Annotated in this window: 17 protein-coding genes and 1 pseudogene; 11 read left to right on the top strand and 7 right to left on the bottom strand. The window is 72.0% G+C overall.

Going from position 1 to position 16,712, the window contains the following annotated elements; translation table 11 throughout:
• Positions 1 to 64: 64 nt before the first annotated feature.
• The gene (locus tag ACFW3D_RS16725; protein WP_500504941.1) at positions 65 to 622 is read left to right on the top strand and encodes a TetR/AcrR family transcriptional regulator; all 558 of its coding nucleotides are present in this window, start codon (positions 65 to 67) and stop codon (positions 620 to 622) included.
• A gap of 191 nt (positions 623 to 813) precedes the next feature.
• Here the strand turns inward: ACFW3D_RS16725 and ACFW3D_RS16720 are convergent.
• A pseudogene (locus ACFW3D_RS16720) lies at positions 814 to 1,236 on the bottom strand (peptidoglycan DD-metalloendopeptidase family protein); the annotation flags it as partial.
• A gap of 285 nt (positions 1,237 to 1,521) precedes the next feature.
• Here ACFW3D_RS16720 and rpsB point away from each other — a divergent pair.
• The 5 genes from rpsB (at position 1,522) to ACFW3D_RS16695 (ending at position 6,117) form a co-directional block, all read left to right on the top strand.
• Positions 1,522 to 2,427: a 30S ribosomal protein S2 gene (rpsB, locus tag ACFW3D_RS16715; protein WP_500504881.1), complete on the top strand. Its 906-nt coding sequence runs from the start codon at positions 1,522 to 1,524 to the stop codon at positions 2,425 to 2,427.
• A gap of 115 nt (positions 2,428 to 2,542) precedes the next feature.
• Positions 2,543 to 3,379 (top strand): translation elongation factor Ts, encoded by an 837-nt coding sequence (gene tsf / locus ACFW3D_RS16710; protein WP_500504880.1) that lies wholly within the window; start codon positions 2,543 to 2,545, stop codon positions 3,377 to 3,379.
• A 161-nt stretch (positions 3,380 to 3,540) separates the two neighbouring features.
• A complete protein-coding gene (gene pyrH / locus ACFW3D_RS16705) occupies positions 3,541 to 4,305 on the top strand; it encodes a UMP kinase (RefSeq protein ID WP_500504879.1) in 765 nt (254 codons plus the stop codon).
• A 134-nt stretch (positions 4,306 to 4,439) separates the two neighbouring features.
• Entirely contained in the window at positions 4,440 to 4,997 is a 558-nt protein-coding gene (frr, locus tag ACFW3D_RS16700) for a ribosome recycling factor (protein ID WP_326581127.1), read from the top strand.
• A gap of 118 nt (positions 4,998 to 5,115) precedes the next feature.
• Positions 5,116 to 6,117, top strand: coding sequence for a phosphatidate cytidylyltransferase (locus ACFW3D_RS16695; protein ID WP_500504878.1), 1,002 nt, complete (start codon positions 5,116 to 5,118; stop codon positions 6,115 to 6,117).
• A 36-nt stretch (positions 6,118 to 6,153) separates the two neighbouring features.
• On the opposite strand, the gene ACFW3D_RS16690 is transcribed toward ACFW3D_RS16695, so the two are convergent.
• Positions 6,154 to 6,993: a sulfurtransferase gene (locus ACFW3D_RS16690; protein ID WP_500504877.1), complete on the bottom strand. Its 840-nt coding sequence runs from the start codon at positions 6,991 to 6,993 to the stop codon at positions 6,154 to 6,156.
• A gap of 184 nt (positions 6,994 to 7,177) precedes the next feature.
• Between ACFW3D_RS16690 and ACFW3D_RS16685 the strand changes: the two genes are divergently transcribed.
• Positions 7,178 to 7,555: a DUF6233 domain-containing protein gene (locus ACFW3D_RS16685; protein WP_500504876.1), complete on the top strand. Its 378-nt coding sequence runs from the start codon at positions 7,178 to 7,180 to the stop codon at positions 7,553 to 7,555.
• A 105-nt stretch (positions 7,556 to 7,660) separates the two neighbouring features.
• Here the strand turns inward: ACFW3D_RS16685 and ACFW3D_RS16680 are convergent, their stop codons facing one another.
• The 3 genes from ACFW3D_RS16680 to ACFW3D_RS16670 all read right to left on the bottom strand — a co-directional run bounded on the left by ACFW3D_RS16680 (position 7,661) and on the right by ACFW3D_RS16670 (position 10,861).
• On the bottom strand, positions 7,661 to 8,161 hold the full coding sequence (locus ACFW3D_RS16680) for a hypothetical protein (protein ID WP_500504875.1): 501 nt from the start codon (positions 8,159 to 8,161) through the stop codon (positions 7,661 to 7,663).
• 216 nt (positions 8,162 to 8,377) lie between these two features.
• Positions 8,378 to 9,775 carry a vanadium-dependent haloperoxidase gene (locus ACFW3D_RS16675; protein ID WP_500504874.1) on the bottom strand — a complete coding sequence of 466 codons (1,398 nt, stop codon included), beginning with the start codon at positions 9,773 to 9,775 and terminating at the stop codon, positions 8,378 to 8,380.
• 252 nt (positions 9,776 to 10,027) lie between these two features.
• A complete protein-coding gene (locus tag ACFW3D_RS16670; RefSeq protein ID WP_500504873.1) occupies positions 10,028 to 10,861 on the bottom strand; it encodes a hypothetical protein in 834 nt (277 codons plus the stop codon).
• A gap of 342 nt (positions 10,862 to 11,203) precedes the next feature.
• Here ACFW3D_RS16670 and ACFW3D_RS16665 point away from each other — a divergent pair, with 342 nt between their 5' ends.
• Positions 11,204 to 12,670 (top strand): APC family permease, encoded by a 1,467-nt coding sequence (locus ACFW3D_RS16665; RefSeq protein ID WP_500504872.1) that lies wholly within the window; start codon positions 11,204 to 11,206, stop codon positions 12,668 to 12,670.
• A 60-nt stretch (positions 12,671 to 12,730) separates the two neighbouring features.
• Here ACFW3D_RS16665 and ACFW3D_RS16660 read toward each other — a convergent pair whose 3' ends face one another.
• Complete coding sequence (locus ACFW3D_RS16660; protein WP_500504871.1) at positions 12,731 to 13,453, bottom strand: SMI1/KNR4 family protein; 723 nt, start codon at positions 13,451 to 13,453, stop codon at positions 12,731 to 12,733.
• 109 nt (positions 13,454 to 13,562) lie between these two features.
• Here ACFW3D_RS16660 and ACFW3D_RS16655 point away from each other — a divergent pair, with 109 nt between their 5' ends.
• The 3 genes from ACFW3D_RS16655 (at position 13,563) to ACFW3D_RS16645 (ending at position 15,433) form a co-directional block, all read left to right on the top strand.
• On the top strand, positions 13,563 to 14,123 hold the full coding sequence (locus ACFW3D_RS16655; RefSeq protein WP_500504870.1) for a GNAT family N-acetyltransferase: 561 nt from the start codon (positions 13,563 to 13,565) through the stop codon (positions 14,121 to 14,123).
• 232 nt (positions 14,124 to 14,355) lie between these two features.
• On the top strand, positions 14,356 to 14,778 hold the full coding sequence (locus ACFW3D_RS16650) for a hypothetical protein (RefSeq protein ID WP_500504869.1): 423 nt from the start codon (positions 14,356 to 14,358) through the stop codon (positions 14,776 to 14,778).
• A 145-nt stretch (positions 14,779 to 14,923) separates the two neighbouring features.
• Positions 14,924 to 15,433, top strand: a complete 510-nt coding sequence (locus tag ACFW3D_RS16645; RefSeq protein WP_500504868.1) for a DUF6841 family protein — start codon at positions 14,924 to 14,926, stop codon at positions 15,431 to 15,433.
• 147 nt (positions 15,434 to 15,580) lie between these two features.
• On the opposite strand, the gene ACFW3D_RS16640 is transcribed toward ACFW3D_RS16645, so the two are convergent.
• Positions 15,581 to 16,525 carry a DUF4396 domain-containing protein gene (locus tag ACFW3D_RS16640; protein WP_500504867.1) on the bottom strand — a complete coding sequence of 315 codons (945 nt, stop codon included), beginning with the start codon at positions 16,523 to 16,525 and terminating at the stop codon, positions 15,581 to 15,583.
• Positions 16,526 to 16,712: the final 187 nt, after the last annotated feature.

The following is a 16,712-nucleotide window of genomic DNA, read 5'->3' as shown; positions in this document are numbered from 1 at the left end:
GGTGTGCCCGGCGGGCGCACCACTTCCGTACAGTGGTGAGGTGCCCAAGATTCGAGCGGCCTCGGTGGCCGAGCACCGGTCGATGCAGCGCGACGCCCTGCTGGACGCCGCGCGCAGTCTGCTCTCCGAGGGCGGGACGGAGGCCCTGACCTTCCCCGCCCTGGCGGAGCGCACCGGGCTGGCCCGGTCCTCGGTGTACGAGTACTTCCGCTCCCGTGCCGCCGTCGTCGAGGAGCTGTGCGCCGTCGACTTCCCCGTCTGGGCGGCCGAGGTCGAGGCGGCCATGGCGGCCGGCCCCACCGCCGAGGCCAAGATCGAGGCCTACGTCCGCAGCCAGCTCGCGCTCGTCGGCGACCGCCGGCACCGGGCCGTGGTCGCGATCTCCGCGGGCGAACTCGACGCGGGCGCCCGAGAGAAGATCCGCGCCGCCCACGGCGGTCTGGTCGCCATGGTCGTCGAGGCGCTTGCCGTGCTCGGCCACCAGGAGCCGAGGCTCACCGCGATGCTGCTCCAGGGCGTTGTCGACGCCGCCGTCCGCCGGATCGAGCTCGGCGCCGCCGAGGAGCCGGACACCATCGCCGACGCCGCCGTCACCATGGCCCTGCGCGGCGTCCTGGGCTGACCTGCGAGGTCGCCTGCGGGCCGGACGGCGAGGCCATCGCGCCGCCCGCGGCCGTCCGGCAAGGGCACCCCGAAGACCGGCAGCAGCCGTGACGGTCCGCCGCGCAGCATCGCGTCCGGCAGCAGTGACAGCGGGTCGAGGTAGACCTCCCCGCGCAGCAGCCCCCAGTGCAGACAGCCGCCGGCGCAGTGCCACGGGCCCTCCGTGAGAGCCCCCACGACCTGGCCCGCGCCGACCTCGTCGCCCACCGCGACCGAGGCGAGCACCGGCTGGTACGTGATCCGCAGGCCACCGGCGAGCTCGATCGCCACCACCCCGCGACCCGCCACCTGCCCGGCGTACGACACCCTCCCGGGCGCCGCCGCGCGCACCGGTGCGCCGGGTCCCGCGCGCAGGTCCACCCCGCGGTGCCCGGCCGCCCACGGCACCGCCGGCGGATCGAACCCCCGCTCCACGACCGGCCGCCGTCCCCCGTCGCCCGGCGCCACGGGCCAGGCCCGGTCCGCGCCCCCGCCGACCGGGACGACCGGCGTGCGGACCGCGGCCCCCGCCGGGTGCGCGAGCCCCCCGAGCCACGCCAGTACCGCCAACACCACCACCGCATATGTCCTCATGCCCCAACGGTGACGCATCCGGCCGCCGCCGGACGATCATGGGACCGGCCTGTGGACAACCCCGGACGGCCCCCGTCCTCAGGCACGATGTCGCCCGCCGCTCCGGCGGTCCCGTACACTTTCCATGGCGATCCGGGTCACCGGGTCGACTTCGCACGCCCCGCCACCGCCCTACAGCGAGCGGTGGACGCGCTCCTCGGTCCCTCGTGGCACGGCGCGTTCGGGGCGTCAGGCGTGGCCGCCGTCCGGCGACCGCGAAAACCGAGTACCCCTAGGAGTACGGCCATGGCCGTCGTCACGATGCGGGAGCTGCTGGAAAGCGGCGTCCACTTCGGGCACCAGACCCGCCGCTGGAACCCGAAGATGAAGCGCTTCATCTTCACCGAGCGCAACGGCATCTACATCATCGACCTGCTCCAGTCGCTGTCGTACATCGACCGCGCCTACGAGTTCGTCAAGGAGACCGTCGCGCACGGCGGCACCATCCTCTTCGTCGGTACGAAGAAGCAGGCCCAGGAGGCCATCGCCGAGCAGGCGACCCGTGTCGGCATGCCCTACGTCAACCAGCGCTGGCTGGGCGGCATGCTCACCAACTTCTCGACCGTCTACAAGCGCCTGCAGCGCCTGAAGGAGCTCGAGGAGATCGACTTCGAGGACGTGGCCGCCTCCGGCCTCACCAAGAAGGAGCTCCTGGTCCTCTCCCGTGAGAAGGAGAAGCTGGAGAAGACCCTGGGCGGCATCCGCGAGATGCAGAAGGTGCCGAGCGCCGTCTGGATCGTGGACACCAAGAAGGAGCACATCGCCGTCGGTGAGGCGCGCAAGCTGCGCATCCCGGTCGTCGCGATCCTCGACACCAACTGCGACCCCGACGAGGTCGACTACAAGATCCCGGGCAACGACGACGCGATCCGCTCCGTCACCCTGCTGACCCGTGTGATCGCCGACGCCGTCGCCGAGGGCCTCATCGCCCGCTCCGGTGCCGCCACCGCCGGTGACAAGGCCGAGGGTGAGCCGCTGGCCGCCTGGGAGCGCGAGCTGCTCGAGGGCGACAAGGCGAAGGCCGAGGAGACCGCCGCCGAGGCCGCTCCGGCCGAGACGGCTGCCGAGGCCGCTTCGGCCGCCGAGGCTGCTCCGGCCGAGGCCGCTGCCGAGACCGCCGAGGCGCCCGCCGCCGACGCCGAGCAGGCCTGAGCCTCAGCCCGCCTTCCGATGCGTGTGAGGACGGCGGGGGCTCCGGCCCCCGCCGTTCGTCCGTAGAACCACCGCTCACCGGATCCACCGACTTCCGAGAAGAGACTGACAGACCATGGCGAACTTCACCGCCGCCGACGTCAAGAAGCTCCGCGAGCTGACCGCCGCGGGCATGATGGACTGCAAGAAGGCGCTCGAGGAGGCCGAGGGCGACCTGGACAAGGCCGTCGAGATCCTCCGCGTCAAGGGCCAGAAGGGCGTCACGAAGCGCGAGGGCCGCTCTGCCTCCAACGGCGCCGTGGTGTCCCTGATCGCCGGTGACAACAGCGAGGGTGTCCTCGTCGAGCTCAAGTGCGAGACCGACTTCGTCGCCAAGGGCGACAAGTTCATCGCCACCGCCGACGCGATCGCCGCCCACGTCACCGCCACCAAGCCGGCCGACCTGGAGACGCTGCTCGCCTCCGAGATCAAGGACGGCCAGACCGTCCAGGCCTACGTCGACGAGGCCAACGCCACCCTCGGCGAGAAGATCGTCCTGGACCGCTTCGCGCAGTTCACCGACGGCTACGTCGCCTCCTACCTGCACCGCACCAGCCCGGACCTGCCCCCGCAGGTCGGCGTCCTGGTCGAGCTGGACAAGGAGAACGCCCAGGTCGCCAAGGACGTCGCGCAGCACATCGCCGCGTTCGCCCCCACCTTCCTGTCCCGCGAGGAGGTGCCGGCCGAGACCGTCGAGAACGAGCGTCGCGTCGCCGAGGCCACCGCCCGCGAGGAGGGCAAGCCCGAGGCCGCCCTGACGAAGATCGTCGAGGGTCGCGTCAACGGCTACTTCAAGGAGAACGTCGTTCTCGAGCAGGCCTTCGCCAAGGACAACAAGAAGACCGTCCAGAAGGTGCTCGAGGAGGCCGGCGTCTCGCTGAAGCGCTTCGCCCGCTTCCGCGTCGGCGTCTGAGCGACCAGCCGCGCAAGCGTTTGACCGACGGCCCCGCTAGGGTCGTACGCAGCCGGCCGCTCACCGGCAGGCCGCAGTTGTGACGAGGAGGCCATTGCCCACAGGGAACCATCACGGACCCTCGGCAATGGCCTTCTTCGTACGTGCACGAGGAGATCTCCATGGAACAGGACGCCGACAAGGCACCCACCGCCACCGGCAGCACGCACAAGGGCCGGTACCTGCTCAAGCTCTCCGGCGAGGCCTTCGCCGGCGGAGGGGGGCTCGGAGTCGACCCCGACGTCGTGCACACGATGGCCCGCGAGATCGCCGCGGTCGTCCGCGACGGCTACGAGATCGCCGTCGTCATCGGCGGCGGCAACTTCTTCCGCGGCGCCCAGCTCCAGCAGCGGGGCATGGACCGGGCCCGCTCCGACTACATGGGCATGCTCGGCACCGTCATGAACTGCCTCGCGCTCCAGGACTTCCTGGAGAAGGAGGGCATCCAGTCGCGGGTGCAGACGGCGATCACCATGGGCCAGGTCGCTGAGCCCTACATCCCGCTGCGCGCCGTGCGCCACCTGGAGAAGGGCCGTGTGGTGATCTTCGGCGCCGGCATGGGCATGCCGTATTTCTCCACCGACACCACCGCCGCGCAGCGCGCCCTGGAGATCCACGCCGAGGCGCTGCTGATGGGCAAGAACGGGGTCGACGGGGTCTACGACTCCGACCCCCGCTCCAACCCCGACGCGGTGATGTTCGACGCCCTGGAGTACGCCGACGTCATCTCCCGCGACCTGCGCGTCGCGGACCTGACGGCGATCACGCTGTGCCAGGACAACAAGCTCCCGATCCTCGTCTTCGAGCTGCTCGCGGAGGGCAACATCGCGCGGGCCGTGAAGGGTGAGAAGATCGGCACGCTCGTCAACGACACGGGCGCCCGCTGACGGAGGGCGCCGGCCGCAACCCGGCCGGCGATCCGCCCGGAACGGGGATGGACAAGACGCTGCCGGTCGGACACCGTGCAGGAAAGACGCGCGCAAGGGCCGAGGCTCTGCCTTCTGAATACCAGGAGCACATGGTGATTGAAGAGACCCTCCTCGAAGCCGAGGAGAAGATGGAGAAGGCCGTCGTGGTCGCCAAGGAGGACTTCGCCGCGATCCGCACCGGCCGTGCCCACCCGGCGATGTTCAACAAGATCGTGGCCGACTACTACGGTGCCCCGACCCCGATCAACCAGCTCGCCTCCTTCGCGGTGCCCGAGGCGCGGATGGCGGTGATCACCCCGTTCGACAACTCGGCGCTGCGCAACATCGAGCAGGCGATCCGGGATTCGGACCTGGGTGTCAACCCGACCAACGACGGCCGTATCATCCGGGTGGTCTTCCCGCAGCTCACCGAGGAGCGGCGCCGGGACTACATCAAGGTCGCCCGCGGCAAGGCGGAGGACGCGCGGATCTCGATCCGCAGCGTGCGCCGCAAGGCCAAGGAGACCCTCGACAAGCTCGTCAAGGACGGCGAGACGGGCGAGGACGAGGTGCGCCGCGCGGAGAAGGAGCTCGACGACACGACCCACAAGTACGTGGCGCAGGTCGACGAGCTGCTCAAGCACAAGGAATCCGAGCTGCTGGAGGTCTGATCCGGCGCTCCGCCGGAACCGCTCCACCGCAGCCCGGTCCGTCCGCGGCTGAGCCACCCATCCACCCGACCACCCATCCGACCGACCCGGACCGGACGAAAACGCGAGGCGAAACTCCGTGAACGACTCTTCTTGGGGGCCCTCGCCACATGCCGGTTCCTGGGGAGGCGAGGACGAGGCGGGCACCCGGATGGGCGGCCCCCTGTTCCGCGACGACGCCCCCGAACCCGAGCGGCAATCCGCCCGGCCCGACCGTTCCGTGCCGCCGCCCCCGGCGGCGGGCGGGAACGGCGGCCGGGCGAAGAAGAGCGCGGGGCGCAATCTGCGCGCCGCGATAGGGGTCGGTGTCGGCCTCGGCGTCGTCATCATCGCCTCGCTCTTCATCGTCAAGGCCGTCTTCGTGGGCGTCGTCGCCGCGGCGGTCGTGGTGGGCCTGTGGGAGCTCACCTCGCGCCTGGCCGAGCGCAAGGAGATCCGGATCCCGCTGGTGCCGCTGGCCGTCGGCGGCGCCGCCATGGTGGTCGCGGGCTACGTGCGCGGCGCCGAGGGCGCCTGGGTGGCGATGGCGCTCACCGCGCTCGCCGTCCTGGTCTGGCGGATGACGGAGCCCCCGGAGAACTACCTCCGTGACGTCACGGCGGGTGTCTTCGCCGCGTTCTACGTGCCGTTCCTGGCCACGTTCGTGGTGATGATGCTCGCTGCGGGCGACGGCCCGTGGCGGGTCTTCGTCTTCCTGCTCCTCACGGTGATCAGCGACACCGGTGCCTACGCCGTCGGGTGGCGCTTCGGCACGCACAAGCTCGCTCCCCGCATCAGCCCCGGCAAGACCCGTGAGGGCCTGGTCGGCGCGATCACCTTCGCGATGGCCGCGGGCGCCCTGTCCATGCAGTTCCTGATCGACGACGGCCAGTGGTGGCAGGGGCTGCTGCTGGGCCTCGCGGTGGCCGCCAGCGCCACCCTCGGCGACCTGGGCGAGTCCATGATCAAGCGGGACCTCGGCATCAAGGACATGGGCAAGCTGCTGCCCGGCCACGGCGGCATCATGGACCGCCTCGACTCGCTGCTGCCGACCGCGCCCGTGGTCTGGCTGCTGCTCGTCGTCTTCGTCGGCTCGGGCTGATCCTCACCGCCCCCACAGGGCCGGGCCGCCGGGCGCTCAGCCCGGCTGCGGACCCGTCGCCACGGGCCGGGCGGGGTCGGAGCTCCACTCGCTCCACGAGCCGACGTACAGCGCGGCGTCGATCCCCGCGACGGCCAGGGCCAGCACCTGCTGCGCCGCCGAGACCCCCGAGCCGCAGTACACGCCGATCCCGCCGCCGTCCGCGGTGACGCCCAGGGCGGCGAAGCGGCCGGCCAGTTCGGCGGCCGGACGAAAGGTGCCGTCGGCGGTGACGTTCCCGGCGGTGGGAGCCGACACGGCTCCCGGGATGTGGCCGCCCACCGGATCCAGCGGCTCGACCTCCCCGCGGTAGCGCTCGGCGGCACGTGCGTCCAGCAGCACCCCCGTACGGGCCAGGGCCGCGGCGTCGTCCGCGCTGAGCACCGGCAGTGTGCCCGGCACGGCCTGGAAGTCGCCGGGCTCCGGTACCGCGCCCCGTGTGGTCAGTCGGCCTCCGGCGGCCGTCCAGGCGGGCAGCCCGCCGTCCAGCACGCGTACGTTCCCGTGGCCGGCCCAGCGCAGCGTCCACCAGGCACGTGCCGCGGCCCAGCCCTGGCCGCCGTCGTGGACGACGACCCGGCTGTCCCCGCGTACCCCGGCCCGCCGCATCGCGGCGGCGAACACCCCTGCGTCCGGCAGCGGATGCCGGCCGGCCGGGCCGGCCGGTCCCGCGAGGTCGGCCTCCAGGTCGACGTACACCGCGCCCGCGATGTGTCCCGCCTCGTGGGCCGCCCGGCCGGACGGCCCGCCGCGCTCGTACCGGACGTCGAGGATGACGGGCGCTGCGCCCTCGCGCAGGGCGGCGGCGAGCTCCGCGGCGCTGATGATCGTGTCCACCGGCCCATCCTGGCGCAGCGCGGCCGCGCCGGGAAGCCGGCCGTGCGCGCCACGGCGGCCCGGAGGGGCCCGCGGTCGGCCACGTCCCCGACCTGCACCGTCGCCGCTTGGCGTGACGGCGGTCGCAGGGCGCGGGGAGCCGCGACGCTGGTCGGCGGTCCGTCCGCCGCATACACTCGAACGTGTGTACGAGCTTCCTCCGGATCCGCAGCGCCTGCGGGTGATACGCCTCTATCTGCAGATGCAGATCGCCGCAGTCGACGCCAAGATCCAGGAGGCGGAAGCCGGTTCCGCGGCCGCGGCGGAGGCGGCCGCGGAGGCCGAAGGAGGCGCTCCGCGGCGGGGTGAGGGGAGGGGTGGAGTCCACACCCCGGTCCGCGCCTGGCGGCTGCAGAGTGTGCCCGATCCGCGGGGCGGCGCGGGCCGGGGCGTCCTCCATCGTGACGACTGCCGCGTCCCCGGGGGCGGCCGGCTGAACCGGCAGGAGTTCGAGGTGGCGCTCGGCATGCCGGATGTCACGCCGTGCGGGATCTGCAACCCGCAGCCGGAGCGCACCCCCTGAGGTCCGGCACACCCAGGACCATGCCCGCCCCGACGTACCACGCCATGGGACCGTCCCCCTTCCCCCGCTGGAGAGGCCGGCCTTCCGGCCGGCCGAGACGGCACTCTAGTACCCGGAACCGCTCGGGGCGCCGGCCGGTTCCTGCAGGGCCCGGCGCTCCGATTCGAGCGCGGCCGCGCCGGCGCACACGACCGCGGTCAGGGCCAGGCCCAGTACGGCCGGGTTGACGTAGCCGGGGACGGTCGCGGAGGTGTGGGAGCTGCCGTCCGACGCCGTGCAGACGAACCGCAGGGGCACGTAGTCCACGGCGTAGTCGACGACGCCGACCGTCTGTCCCCACCGGTCCGGTGCACTGCAGGGCCGCAGCGGTGCCGAACCGGCGCCCCCGTCCTCCGCCTGTATGACCGCCCCGGCGACGTGGAGCAGCCCCCACGTGTACAGGGCCACGGAACCGGCCCCCAGCAGGGCCGCCAGGGTGCGGAGCCGCACGTCACGTCCGCTGCAGCGGACGTCCGGCCGGCGGAGCGCACCGAGGGCGTGACCGGTGAGCGCGATGGCGGTGACCAGCCCGGTCAGGAGCAGCACGAGGGGGAGCAGGAACAGCATTCGCCGAGTCCACCAGGGCAAGATCGCCCGGGCTGTGGCGGAACCCACAGTTCCGGCAACAGGACTGTCACACCCTCCGCGCGGACCGGGTACGTGCCCGAACCCCCGGAGAAGCACGTGGGGAGCTTCCGGCGGGACTGATCGGGGCCCCGCCGGCCGGCTGCCGGGCGCCCTCCCGGGGTGCGCGGTGGGAGGTCGCCCGGCGGTGAGGGTGGGTCAACTCGCCGCTTCCTGCGGGCACGTTCGCGGGAGGGGCGGTGAGGAGTGGGGCCGCGCCGGGTGGAGCGGCCGGAAGTAGTGCGCGAGGGTCCAGCGGGCGACGCGGGCTCCCGCGAGACAGCCTTCCGTGTCCGCCGTGCGGGTGTGGATGCCGGCCCAGACGCGGGCGTCGATCATGTCCTGGTTGAACCGCACGGCGTCGTCGTAGTGCCGTGTGGTGCCCGTGAGATCGGAGGGGAAGGTGAGGTCGAGACGGGTCGTGCCGAAGAGCCCCGCCAGGGTCTGGGCCACCGCGCCGGCGACCGCCGCGTGCCCGCTGATGTGGTCGGGGTGCGGAGGCGTGACGAGCAGCGGCTGCCACTGCGGATCCGGCTCGGTCGCCGGGTTGCCGTCGGTGCCGGCGAGGTGGACGGCCGTGATCGGCCGCCAGGCCCCGTAGTGCAGCTTGGCGTCCCACGCGGTGATGACGGCGTCGGTCGCCGCCGTGTTCGCCGCGGCGAACAGGCGTGCCGTGTCGGCGATGTCCAGGCGGTGGCGGGCGCTGTGGTCGCGGAACGCGGACTGGAGCTGTACGGCCAGGTTGCCCCCGAAGAACAGGGCCGTCTCGGTCTGCTGCGCGGTGCGCGGCGAGCCCGTCCGTGCGCCCATGATCCGCACCTCGTCCACGTCCCGGGCGTAGCGGGCCGAGGTCAGGGCGGGCGGCGGACCGGGCCGGAACTGGGAGGGCGAGGTGAGCGCCAGCGGGCGCAGCCGGGCGAGCCAGGTGTCGATGAAGGGCAGGTTCCCCGGCGGGGTGGGCCGCCATACGCCGGGTGCGGGCGGGGTGGTGAACTCCACGGTCGCGAACCGGCCGTCTCCCGCACGCAGTCGGATGACGTGGTCGGCGGCGCGCGCCCCGAACGCCACGCCCTGACGCTTGGCGGTGCCGTCGGGGATCCGGGCGAGGGAATCGGCGTACGCGGCGTCGAGCAGCTCCCGAGAGGCGGGGAAGTCGGAGAGCAGGACGTCGTGCGCGGCGGTCACGGCCGCCGCTTCCGATGATGCGCCGGCGGGCCCGCGCGCGTGCCACTTGTACGGCGCGTAGCGGCCCTCGATGCCGACCACGGCGTTGTGGACGGCGACCGAGACGAACCCGTGCCAGACGACCGCCTGCCCGGAGGGCCGGGTCGTGCCGAGGTTGGTGCCGATGACGTCCGTGGCGATGGCGTTCCACTCGCGGACGGCGGCCGGATCCGCCGCGGGCTGCCGCTCCCTGCCCGAGGCGTGCGCCGGGGCGAAGGCGGCGGCCGATACCGCGCCGGCCACGAGGGCCACGGGCACGACCGTGCCGGCGAGCCGCCGGTACCACCGCGAGAGCCGTCCGGGGGGCGGAGCGGTCCTGTCTGAAGGGCTCATGGGGAGACTCCTCGTCGACGTCGGGCCCGAGCCGGACCGGAGGGAATTCCCGCCCGGTTCGGGCCACATCGACGTCGTTCCTACCCATGGCCGGCCGGGACCGCCGCCCGGTTCGTCAGGTGCGCGGCCGGTTCCCGCTCTCCGCCTCACACGCGGGACCCGTCCGAGGACCACGGTCCCTCGTACGGCCGGCCACACCGGTGCCCGCCGTCCGGCGGGCGACCACTGCGACGGGCCGTCGACGCGGACCGGTCAGGGGATGGAGATCGGCGGCGGCGGAGGCTGCAGGGGCCCCTGCAGCGGGTTCCAGGAACCGCAGACCGGGAGGGTCCCGGCGGTGGTGCAGCGGTTCTCCGCCACGTCGCCACGGAAGGTGACGACCTTGACCGACACTTCCGTCGTCGAGGAGGCGCTCACGCTCGCGCCGCACACCCCGGTGACGGGGTATCCGGGGAGCCCGCTGAGGTCCTGCCAGGTGTAGGTGCCGCCGCCCACCGGGGTGGTGTCGCGCTGCCCGACGAACGTCCGCCCGCGGAGGACGGCGACGGAGAAGTCGCGGCTGGTCGCGTTGGCCTCACCGGCCGAGTCGATGTCGCACCCCGAGAGCCTGCCGGGGCCGGGGAAGGGGGCCACGAAGGGTCCGCGGCCGGGGCCGAGGAGAGGAGCGGCGGGGTCGAGGACGGGACCGGCACCGGAGTCGACGATCGGACTGGTGCCGGGGCCCAGGAGGGGCCCGCGACCGGGGTCGAGGAGGGGGCCGGAACCCAGGAGGGGGCCGGAACCGAGGAGAGGCCCGAGACCCAGCCCGGGGCCGGTACCGGGGTCTCCGCCGGGGTACCCGTACGGGTAGTCGTCATACGGGTAGTCGTCGTACGGGTAGTCGTTGTACGGGTCGGGCCACGGGAAGCTCGACGCCGATGCCGCAGGGGCGCTCCCGCCGTCCGTGTCGGCGGCCTGAGCCGTCGTCAGGGACGCCGCGGATATCGCGGTGGCGATCAGGGTCGCCGGCACCACCGTGCCCGCGAGCCGTCCGAACCGTCGAAGGGACCGCCCTGAGGGCGGCGGGGTCCTGTCTGCAGGACGCATGGAGACTCTCCTCGTCGATCTCTGGCCGGCACCGAACCGGAGGGCCTTCCGGCACGGCTCGGGCCCCTGTCGACGGGATCCGTACCCGCGCCCACCGGCGTCCGGCGCCAAGGTCATCCCAGTGGCGCAGCCCGTTCCCTCCCGCCGGGCCGCGCTCACCCGATCGACACCCCGTGTCTCGACAGACCTGACCCTCCGTGAGCCGTACAGCGCTGGCCAACGTTCGCGGAGTGCCGACAGCCGAGAGGGCCTCAAAGTGCAGTATGGGCAACATTTATGACATACATGTGGAAAACGGATGGGATCGCGGTACGGGTCCGGAGCGGGGACGAGGTGACCGAGGTGGCGGAAGCCCCGGCGGACGAGTCGGCCGGCGAGAGGTCCGTCGAGGAAGGGGGCTACCAGCAAGAACTGAAACGGACGCTCGGCTCCTTCCAGGTGTTCGCGATCTCGTTCGCGTTCATCTCCGTGGCCGTCGGCATCTTCTCGACCTACGACGACGTGCTGCAGAACGCGGGCCCCGTGGGCATCTGGCTCTGGATCCTCGTCGCGGTCGGGCAGTCCCTGGTGGCCCTGGTGGTCGCGCAGCTCGCGGGGCGCATCGCCCTCAGCGGCTCCTCGTACCAGTGGGCCTCACGGCTGGCCGACCCGAAGGTGGGCTGGGGGTTCGGCTGGCTGACGTTCTGCTATCTCGCGATCGCCGTGGTCGCGATCGACAACGCCCTCGCGAGCCAGGCCTTCATGCCGCTCGCGGGCATGAGGCCGGACGAGGACACGGCGCGGGTCATCACGCTCGTGGTGCTGCTCGTCCAGGCCGTGCTCGCCGTGGCCTCGACCCGCCTCGTCAGCCTGATCAACACCGCGGCCGTCGACCTGGAACTCGCGCTCGTCGTGGTGATGGCGGTCGCGCTCGTCATCGCCGCGGCGGTCACGGGGAACGGCGCCGCCGGCAACCTCACCTCACGCGGCATCACCGAGGACGCCCCGCACTACTTCGCCCTCGGCGGCGGGCTCATGATCGCGATGATCATGGGTCTGGCCACGCTCGTCGGCTTCGACTCCGCCGCGAACCTCGCGGAGGAGGCCAAGGACCCCTACCGCAGCGTCCCCCGCGCGATCGTCGGCTCGGTCGTGGCCGCGGGACTGCTGGGCATGCTCTTCCTGATCACGCTCACCGTCGCCATCGAGGACGTCCCCCGGATCAGCCGCGACGGCTCCCCGGTCGCCACGATCATGCGGGACCAGCTCGGTCCGGTCATGGAACGGACGCTGCTGGTCGCGATCACCTTCGCCTTCTTCGGCGCGGGGATGGTGGTGATGGTCGCGTGCTCGCGGATCATCTTCGCGATGTCGCGCGACGGGCGCTTTCCCGCGCACCGGCTGATGCGCCGGGTCAACCCGCACACCCGGACCCCGGTCCCGGCCACCGTGCTGATCTTCGCCATGGGCGTCGTCCTGATGGTGGCGCTCCCGGGTGCCGCGCTGCTGGAGCTCATCACGGCGTCGACGATCCTCCCGGCACTCATCTACGGCTCGACGATCGTCCTCTACCTCGCGGTCCGCAAACGCCTGGGCCGCCGCAAGGGCGCCTTCGACCTCGGACGCCTGGAACTGCCCGTCGCCCTCGCCGCCCTGGTGTGGACGGTCGTCGCGCTCGTCGCCCTGGTGACACCGGAGGAGGCGGTGGTGCCCCTGGTGATCGTGGTGGGGCTGCTCGTCGTGGGCGGGCTGTTCTTCCTCGGCATGCTCATCTTCGACCGCCGGTCCCTGGAGGCGGAGCCCGGCGGGGTGGACGTCTTCAAGCACTGAGCCGCCGCGAACGCGTCCGCGGTGACATGCGGTTCCGCACGACGCGGCTCGTCACCACGGTCAGCCGACCCATCGGGTCGGCAGGTCCTCGCGGATCCGCTCGAGATCCGCGGCCGTGCGTCCGCGGGCGTGGAGCCAGCAATGGTCGAGCACGCCGTCGCGGCGCAGCAGACGGCCGGGGGCCGCGTACCAGCGCAGCGGTGAGTCCTCCGCGCCGACCCACATCGGGTGGTCGGGCAGGTCGACTCGCGAGTAGCGCGCCTCGAGGTCCGGCACGAGCGAGTCAGGCAACTCGCAGGCGTCGTACAGGCTTTCCGCCCCGAGCAGTGACTCGCTCAGCACCGGTTCCACCCAGGCCACGGACATGTGGTCGAGGAAGGGGATCCATCCCTCGTGCGACTCCACCACGACGGGGGGATCGTCCTGCTCGACCCCGTCCAGTGGGATGCCCCACGCGGCGCAGTCCTGGTTCTCGACGCGGAAGACCAGGACGCCCCCGAAGCCGTCGTCCACATGGAGCCCCATCGGCGGCACCAGTGGGTCCTGCTGCATGGTCAGGTCGTCGCGCCGGCCGAGCAGCGCGTAGCCCTCGCGCAGGGCGACGGGGAGCTCGAAGCCCAACTCGGCCTCGACGGCGTCCAGTTCGGCGGCGGTGCAGCCGTCCTCGGGCCGCAGGGGGCGGCCCGTCCACTCGTCGGCGAACCGGCGCAAGAAGTCCCAGGCCTGGGAGCGGCTGGTCACGCCGCCCCGCAGGGCCGCTGCCACGTCGAGGGCGTCGGACATGACGCAGACGCTACCGCCCGCGTTCCCGGCGCCGGCGAGGGTGGGCGCGGCCGGCCCGGCAGGGAAAAATGCCGGGCCTGCGTCGCCGCCGCGTTCCTATACTCGGCCCGTGATCCGTGTTGCCGTTCCCGGGGACGCACATGCCATCGGCTCCCTGAAGGTCCACGCGTGGCGGGCTGCGTACGCCGGGTTCATGAGCCCGGAATTCCTCGACGGGCTCGACCCCGTGAGCGACGCAGAGAACTGGGCCGAATATCTGGCCGAACTCCCGGGCGAGCACCGTCTGTGGGTCGTGCAGGAGGGCGACTCCGTGGCCGGATTCTGCCGCACCGGCCCGGCCGATCGGGCCCAGGACCCGGATCTCGGCCCCCGCGCCGCGGAGGTCTTCGGCCTGTACGTGGAACCCGGTCGCATCGGCACGGGCCTGGGCCGCCGGCTCTTCGCCCACGCGGTGGCCGACCTCGAAGGGCGCGGCCACGCCCCGCTGTGCGTCTACGCGTACGTTCCCAACGCTCAGGCGCTGCGGTTCTACGAACGGGCCGGTTTCGTGCGCGACGGCACGACCCGCACGGCCGACGAGGGCGGCACCGGCCTCGTCGAAGCGCGGCTGGTGAAGCCGGACAGCGCCGGAAATTCCCGGGCGGCCGTGGCCTCGATGCGCCGTGAGTGACGTTCCGTACGCTTGACGTCGCCGAGGAGGCGCGCCGGAACCGGCAACCTCCGGGGCTCGTTCACTTCGGGGTGCGGGCCTGTCGGTCACGTGAGCACGATCGTAGGGTCCTGCCATGCGATCCAGGAGCACGGCCAGAGGTCCCGCCCGGGCCGGTGCGTACTGGGACACGTCCGCGTTCCCGAACAGCGGCCCCGACGACGGCGATTGGTTCTGGCGCAACCCGGCCGCCGTGCTGGTGGTCGGCTTGCTGATCGCGACTGTCGGAGCGTGGCTCACGGCCACTGCGGCACCGATCGCGGTCGAACTGCGACACGGCGTCCACACCACCGGGACCGCACAGGACCGGGGAACGGGCGGCGACGCCGAGTGGTGGGTGACCTTCACAGCCGCCGGGAGGACCGAGACCCACCGTCTCCTGCCGGAGAACGCCGGCCGCAGACCGCTCGGCGACGGTGATCGGACCGAGATCGTCTACAACCCGGCCGACCCCTCGCATGTCGCGACAGAAGAGGTAACCGGGTTCCGTTACCTCTTGGTGCCCTTCGGAATCCTGGTCGTCGGGCTGATCTTCCTGGTGATCTCCGGTGTCACCTGGTTTCGCCACCGCGATGGCCGCCATGTGCGCGCACCGCGGTCCGGGCCGGCTTCGTGAGCATCATGGTGGATCGCGACGACCCGGTCCACGTGGAGTCTCCCGACCGCGTCGCCGGTGTGCGGCCGGTACGGCGGCGATCGGAGAAACGGAAGGCGTCGGCGGGTCGGGTCCCTCAGGTCTGACGCCTTGTCAGAATGGAGTCGTGGACGACGAAGTGGACCTCGAGCGGTACAAGGACGACGTGGCGCGTGCGGCCCTGGAGGCCCGCGACTGGTTCTTCCACCAGTACCTCCCCGCCTGGACCGCCGCGGCGGCGGACCCGTCCGTCGGTCCCCGGTCCGTTCTGAGCTACTGGGTCCCTCCGCTCAGCGTCTCATCGGACGACCCCGACCCGGCTCGCGGCATGCACGGCTGGTGCCCCGACCCGGACGCGGTACTGGGCTACCTCGCCGCGCAGCAGGAGCCGTTGAAGGCCGCCGGATACACCCACACCGATGTGCCCGACAGCCGAGTGACCGCCTACAGCTCGCACTCCGCCGGGATCGACGTGATCTGGTCGCGTCGCACCGCCGACGACACCGAGATCGAGCGCCGCGGAGTCCACTTCGAGGTCCGCCGTGACGACTCCGGTACCTGGCGCATCATCGCCATCGCCGCCCACCCGACCGACGCCGACCGCATCGCGGACACCTTTGTCACCGTGACCCCCTGATCCGCGGTGCGCGGTGCGCCTGACATAGACGGCAGGCCCGCAATCGCCGCGGGCCCTTCATCTCGTACCGCCCCTGACCGGCGACTTCGCCCATGGTGGCGGTCAGGGCCGTGGACCCGTCGCGCCGAGGGCACCGGCGGTCGATCACTACGTCATCGCCAGGTCTCCGAACAGACCCGCGATGAGGAAGCCCGCACCGAAGATCGCAAAACTGACCAGGGTCATCATGGCGAGTCGGCCCCGGCTGATCCCCGGTTCCATCTGGTGCGTGCTGCCGGTGGACGGCGCTGTGGCATCGTGCTCAGGGGCTGGTTCTGCGGAGCCGTTCGCATCGTGGCCAGGCGTCGGAGTGCGGTGGACGAGCGCGGGCGAGTGCTGCTCGCGGCCGCTGAGCGTGGCGCCGGCAAGGGCGAGTGCCGCGACCTGGGGGACCGGGCGGGTGTCGTCGCGGACCGTCATCATGCCGTGTTTGAGACCGTGGCCAACCAGCCACCAGTTCATCGGCAGCGCGACGAGGAACCCCGCGCACAGCGCGATGGACATGACGAACCAGAGCCGTGGGCTCGTCGGGTCCGTGGCTGCCATGTCGTGTGACAGCCACGGGACCATGACTGCCGTCATCCCGCCCATTACGGCGTTCATGGACAACAGCTCTGCGATGAAGGTCTTGGACAGGGACCTGCGGTACGAGCCGAACATGCTCTTCATGAACAGTGCCTGGAACACGGTCCAGCCGAACAGGAATCCGAGTGCGTACTCGCACAGGACCTCGGCCCACATCGCCAGGCCGGCCCCCGACGTGAGGGCCTTCGCGGCGAGGATGCCGATCCCGTCGCCGGCCACGCAATGCATCGTGGAACCCACCACCTGCCGCCACTTCGCAGAGACGTACTGCTCATGGGTGCCCGGCAGCGGTTCCCGGCAGCTCAACACGTACAGCAACGCCCCGAACAGCCCGCTGAATGCGGTGACGATCACAAAGCCCCACTTCATGACCGTGGACTCCGGTGTCGTGCGGATGTCGATGGCCACGAACAGCACACCGATCGCGACCTGGATGAACCACAGGAGCATGACGCCCTCGATGAGCATCGTCGCCTCCTCCCGAGCTGTCCTCGGCGCTTCATCTCGCGGAACGGCCGAGCACTGCCCGGGCCGATTCCGGCCTTCGTCAGCAGCTCCGGGTCACCGGACAGCTCATGCCGTTCCGAGTCCTCTTTGCACGCTTGCACGCGTACACAGCTCGCGCCACGCGGCATCCGACCCGGGACCCCCGGCC

It is taken from the genome of Streptomyces sp. NPDC058864 (genome assembly GCF_042742985.1).
GTDB lineage: Bacteria > Actinomycetota > Actinomycetes > Streptomycetales > Streptomycetaceae > Actinacidiphila.
This window is presented reverse-complemented; position numbering and strand designations above follow the sequence as displayed.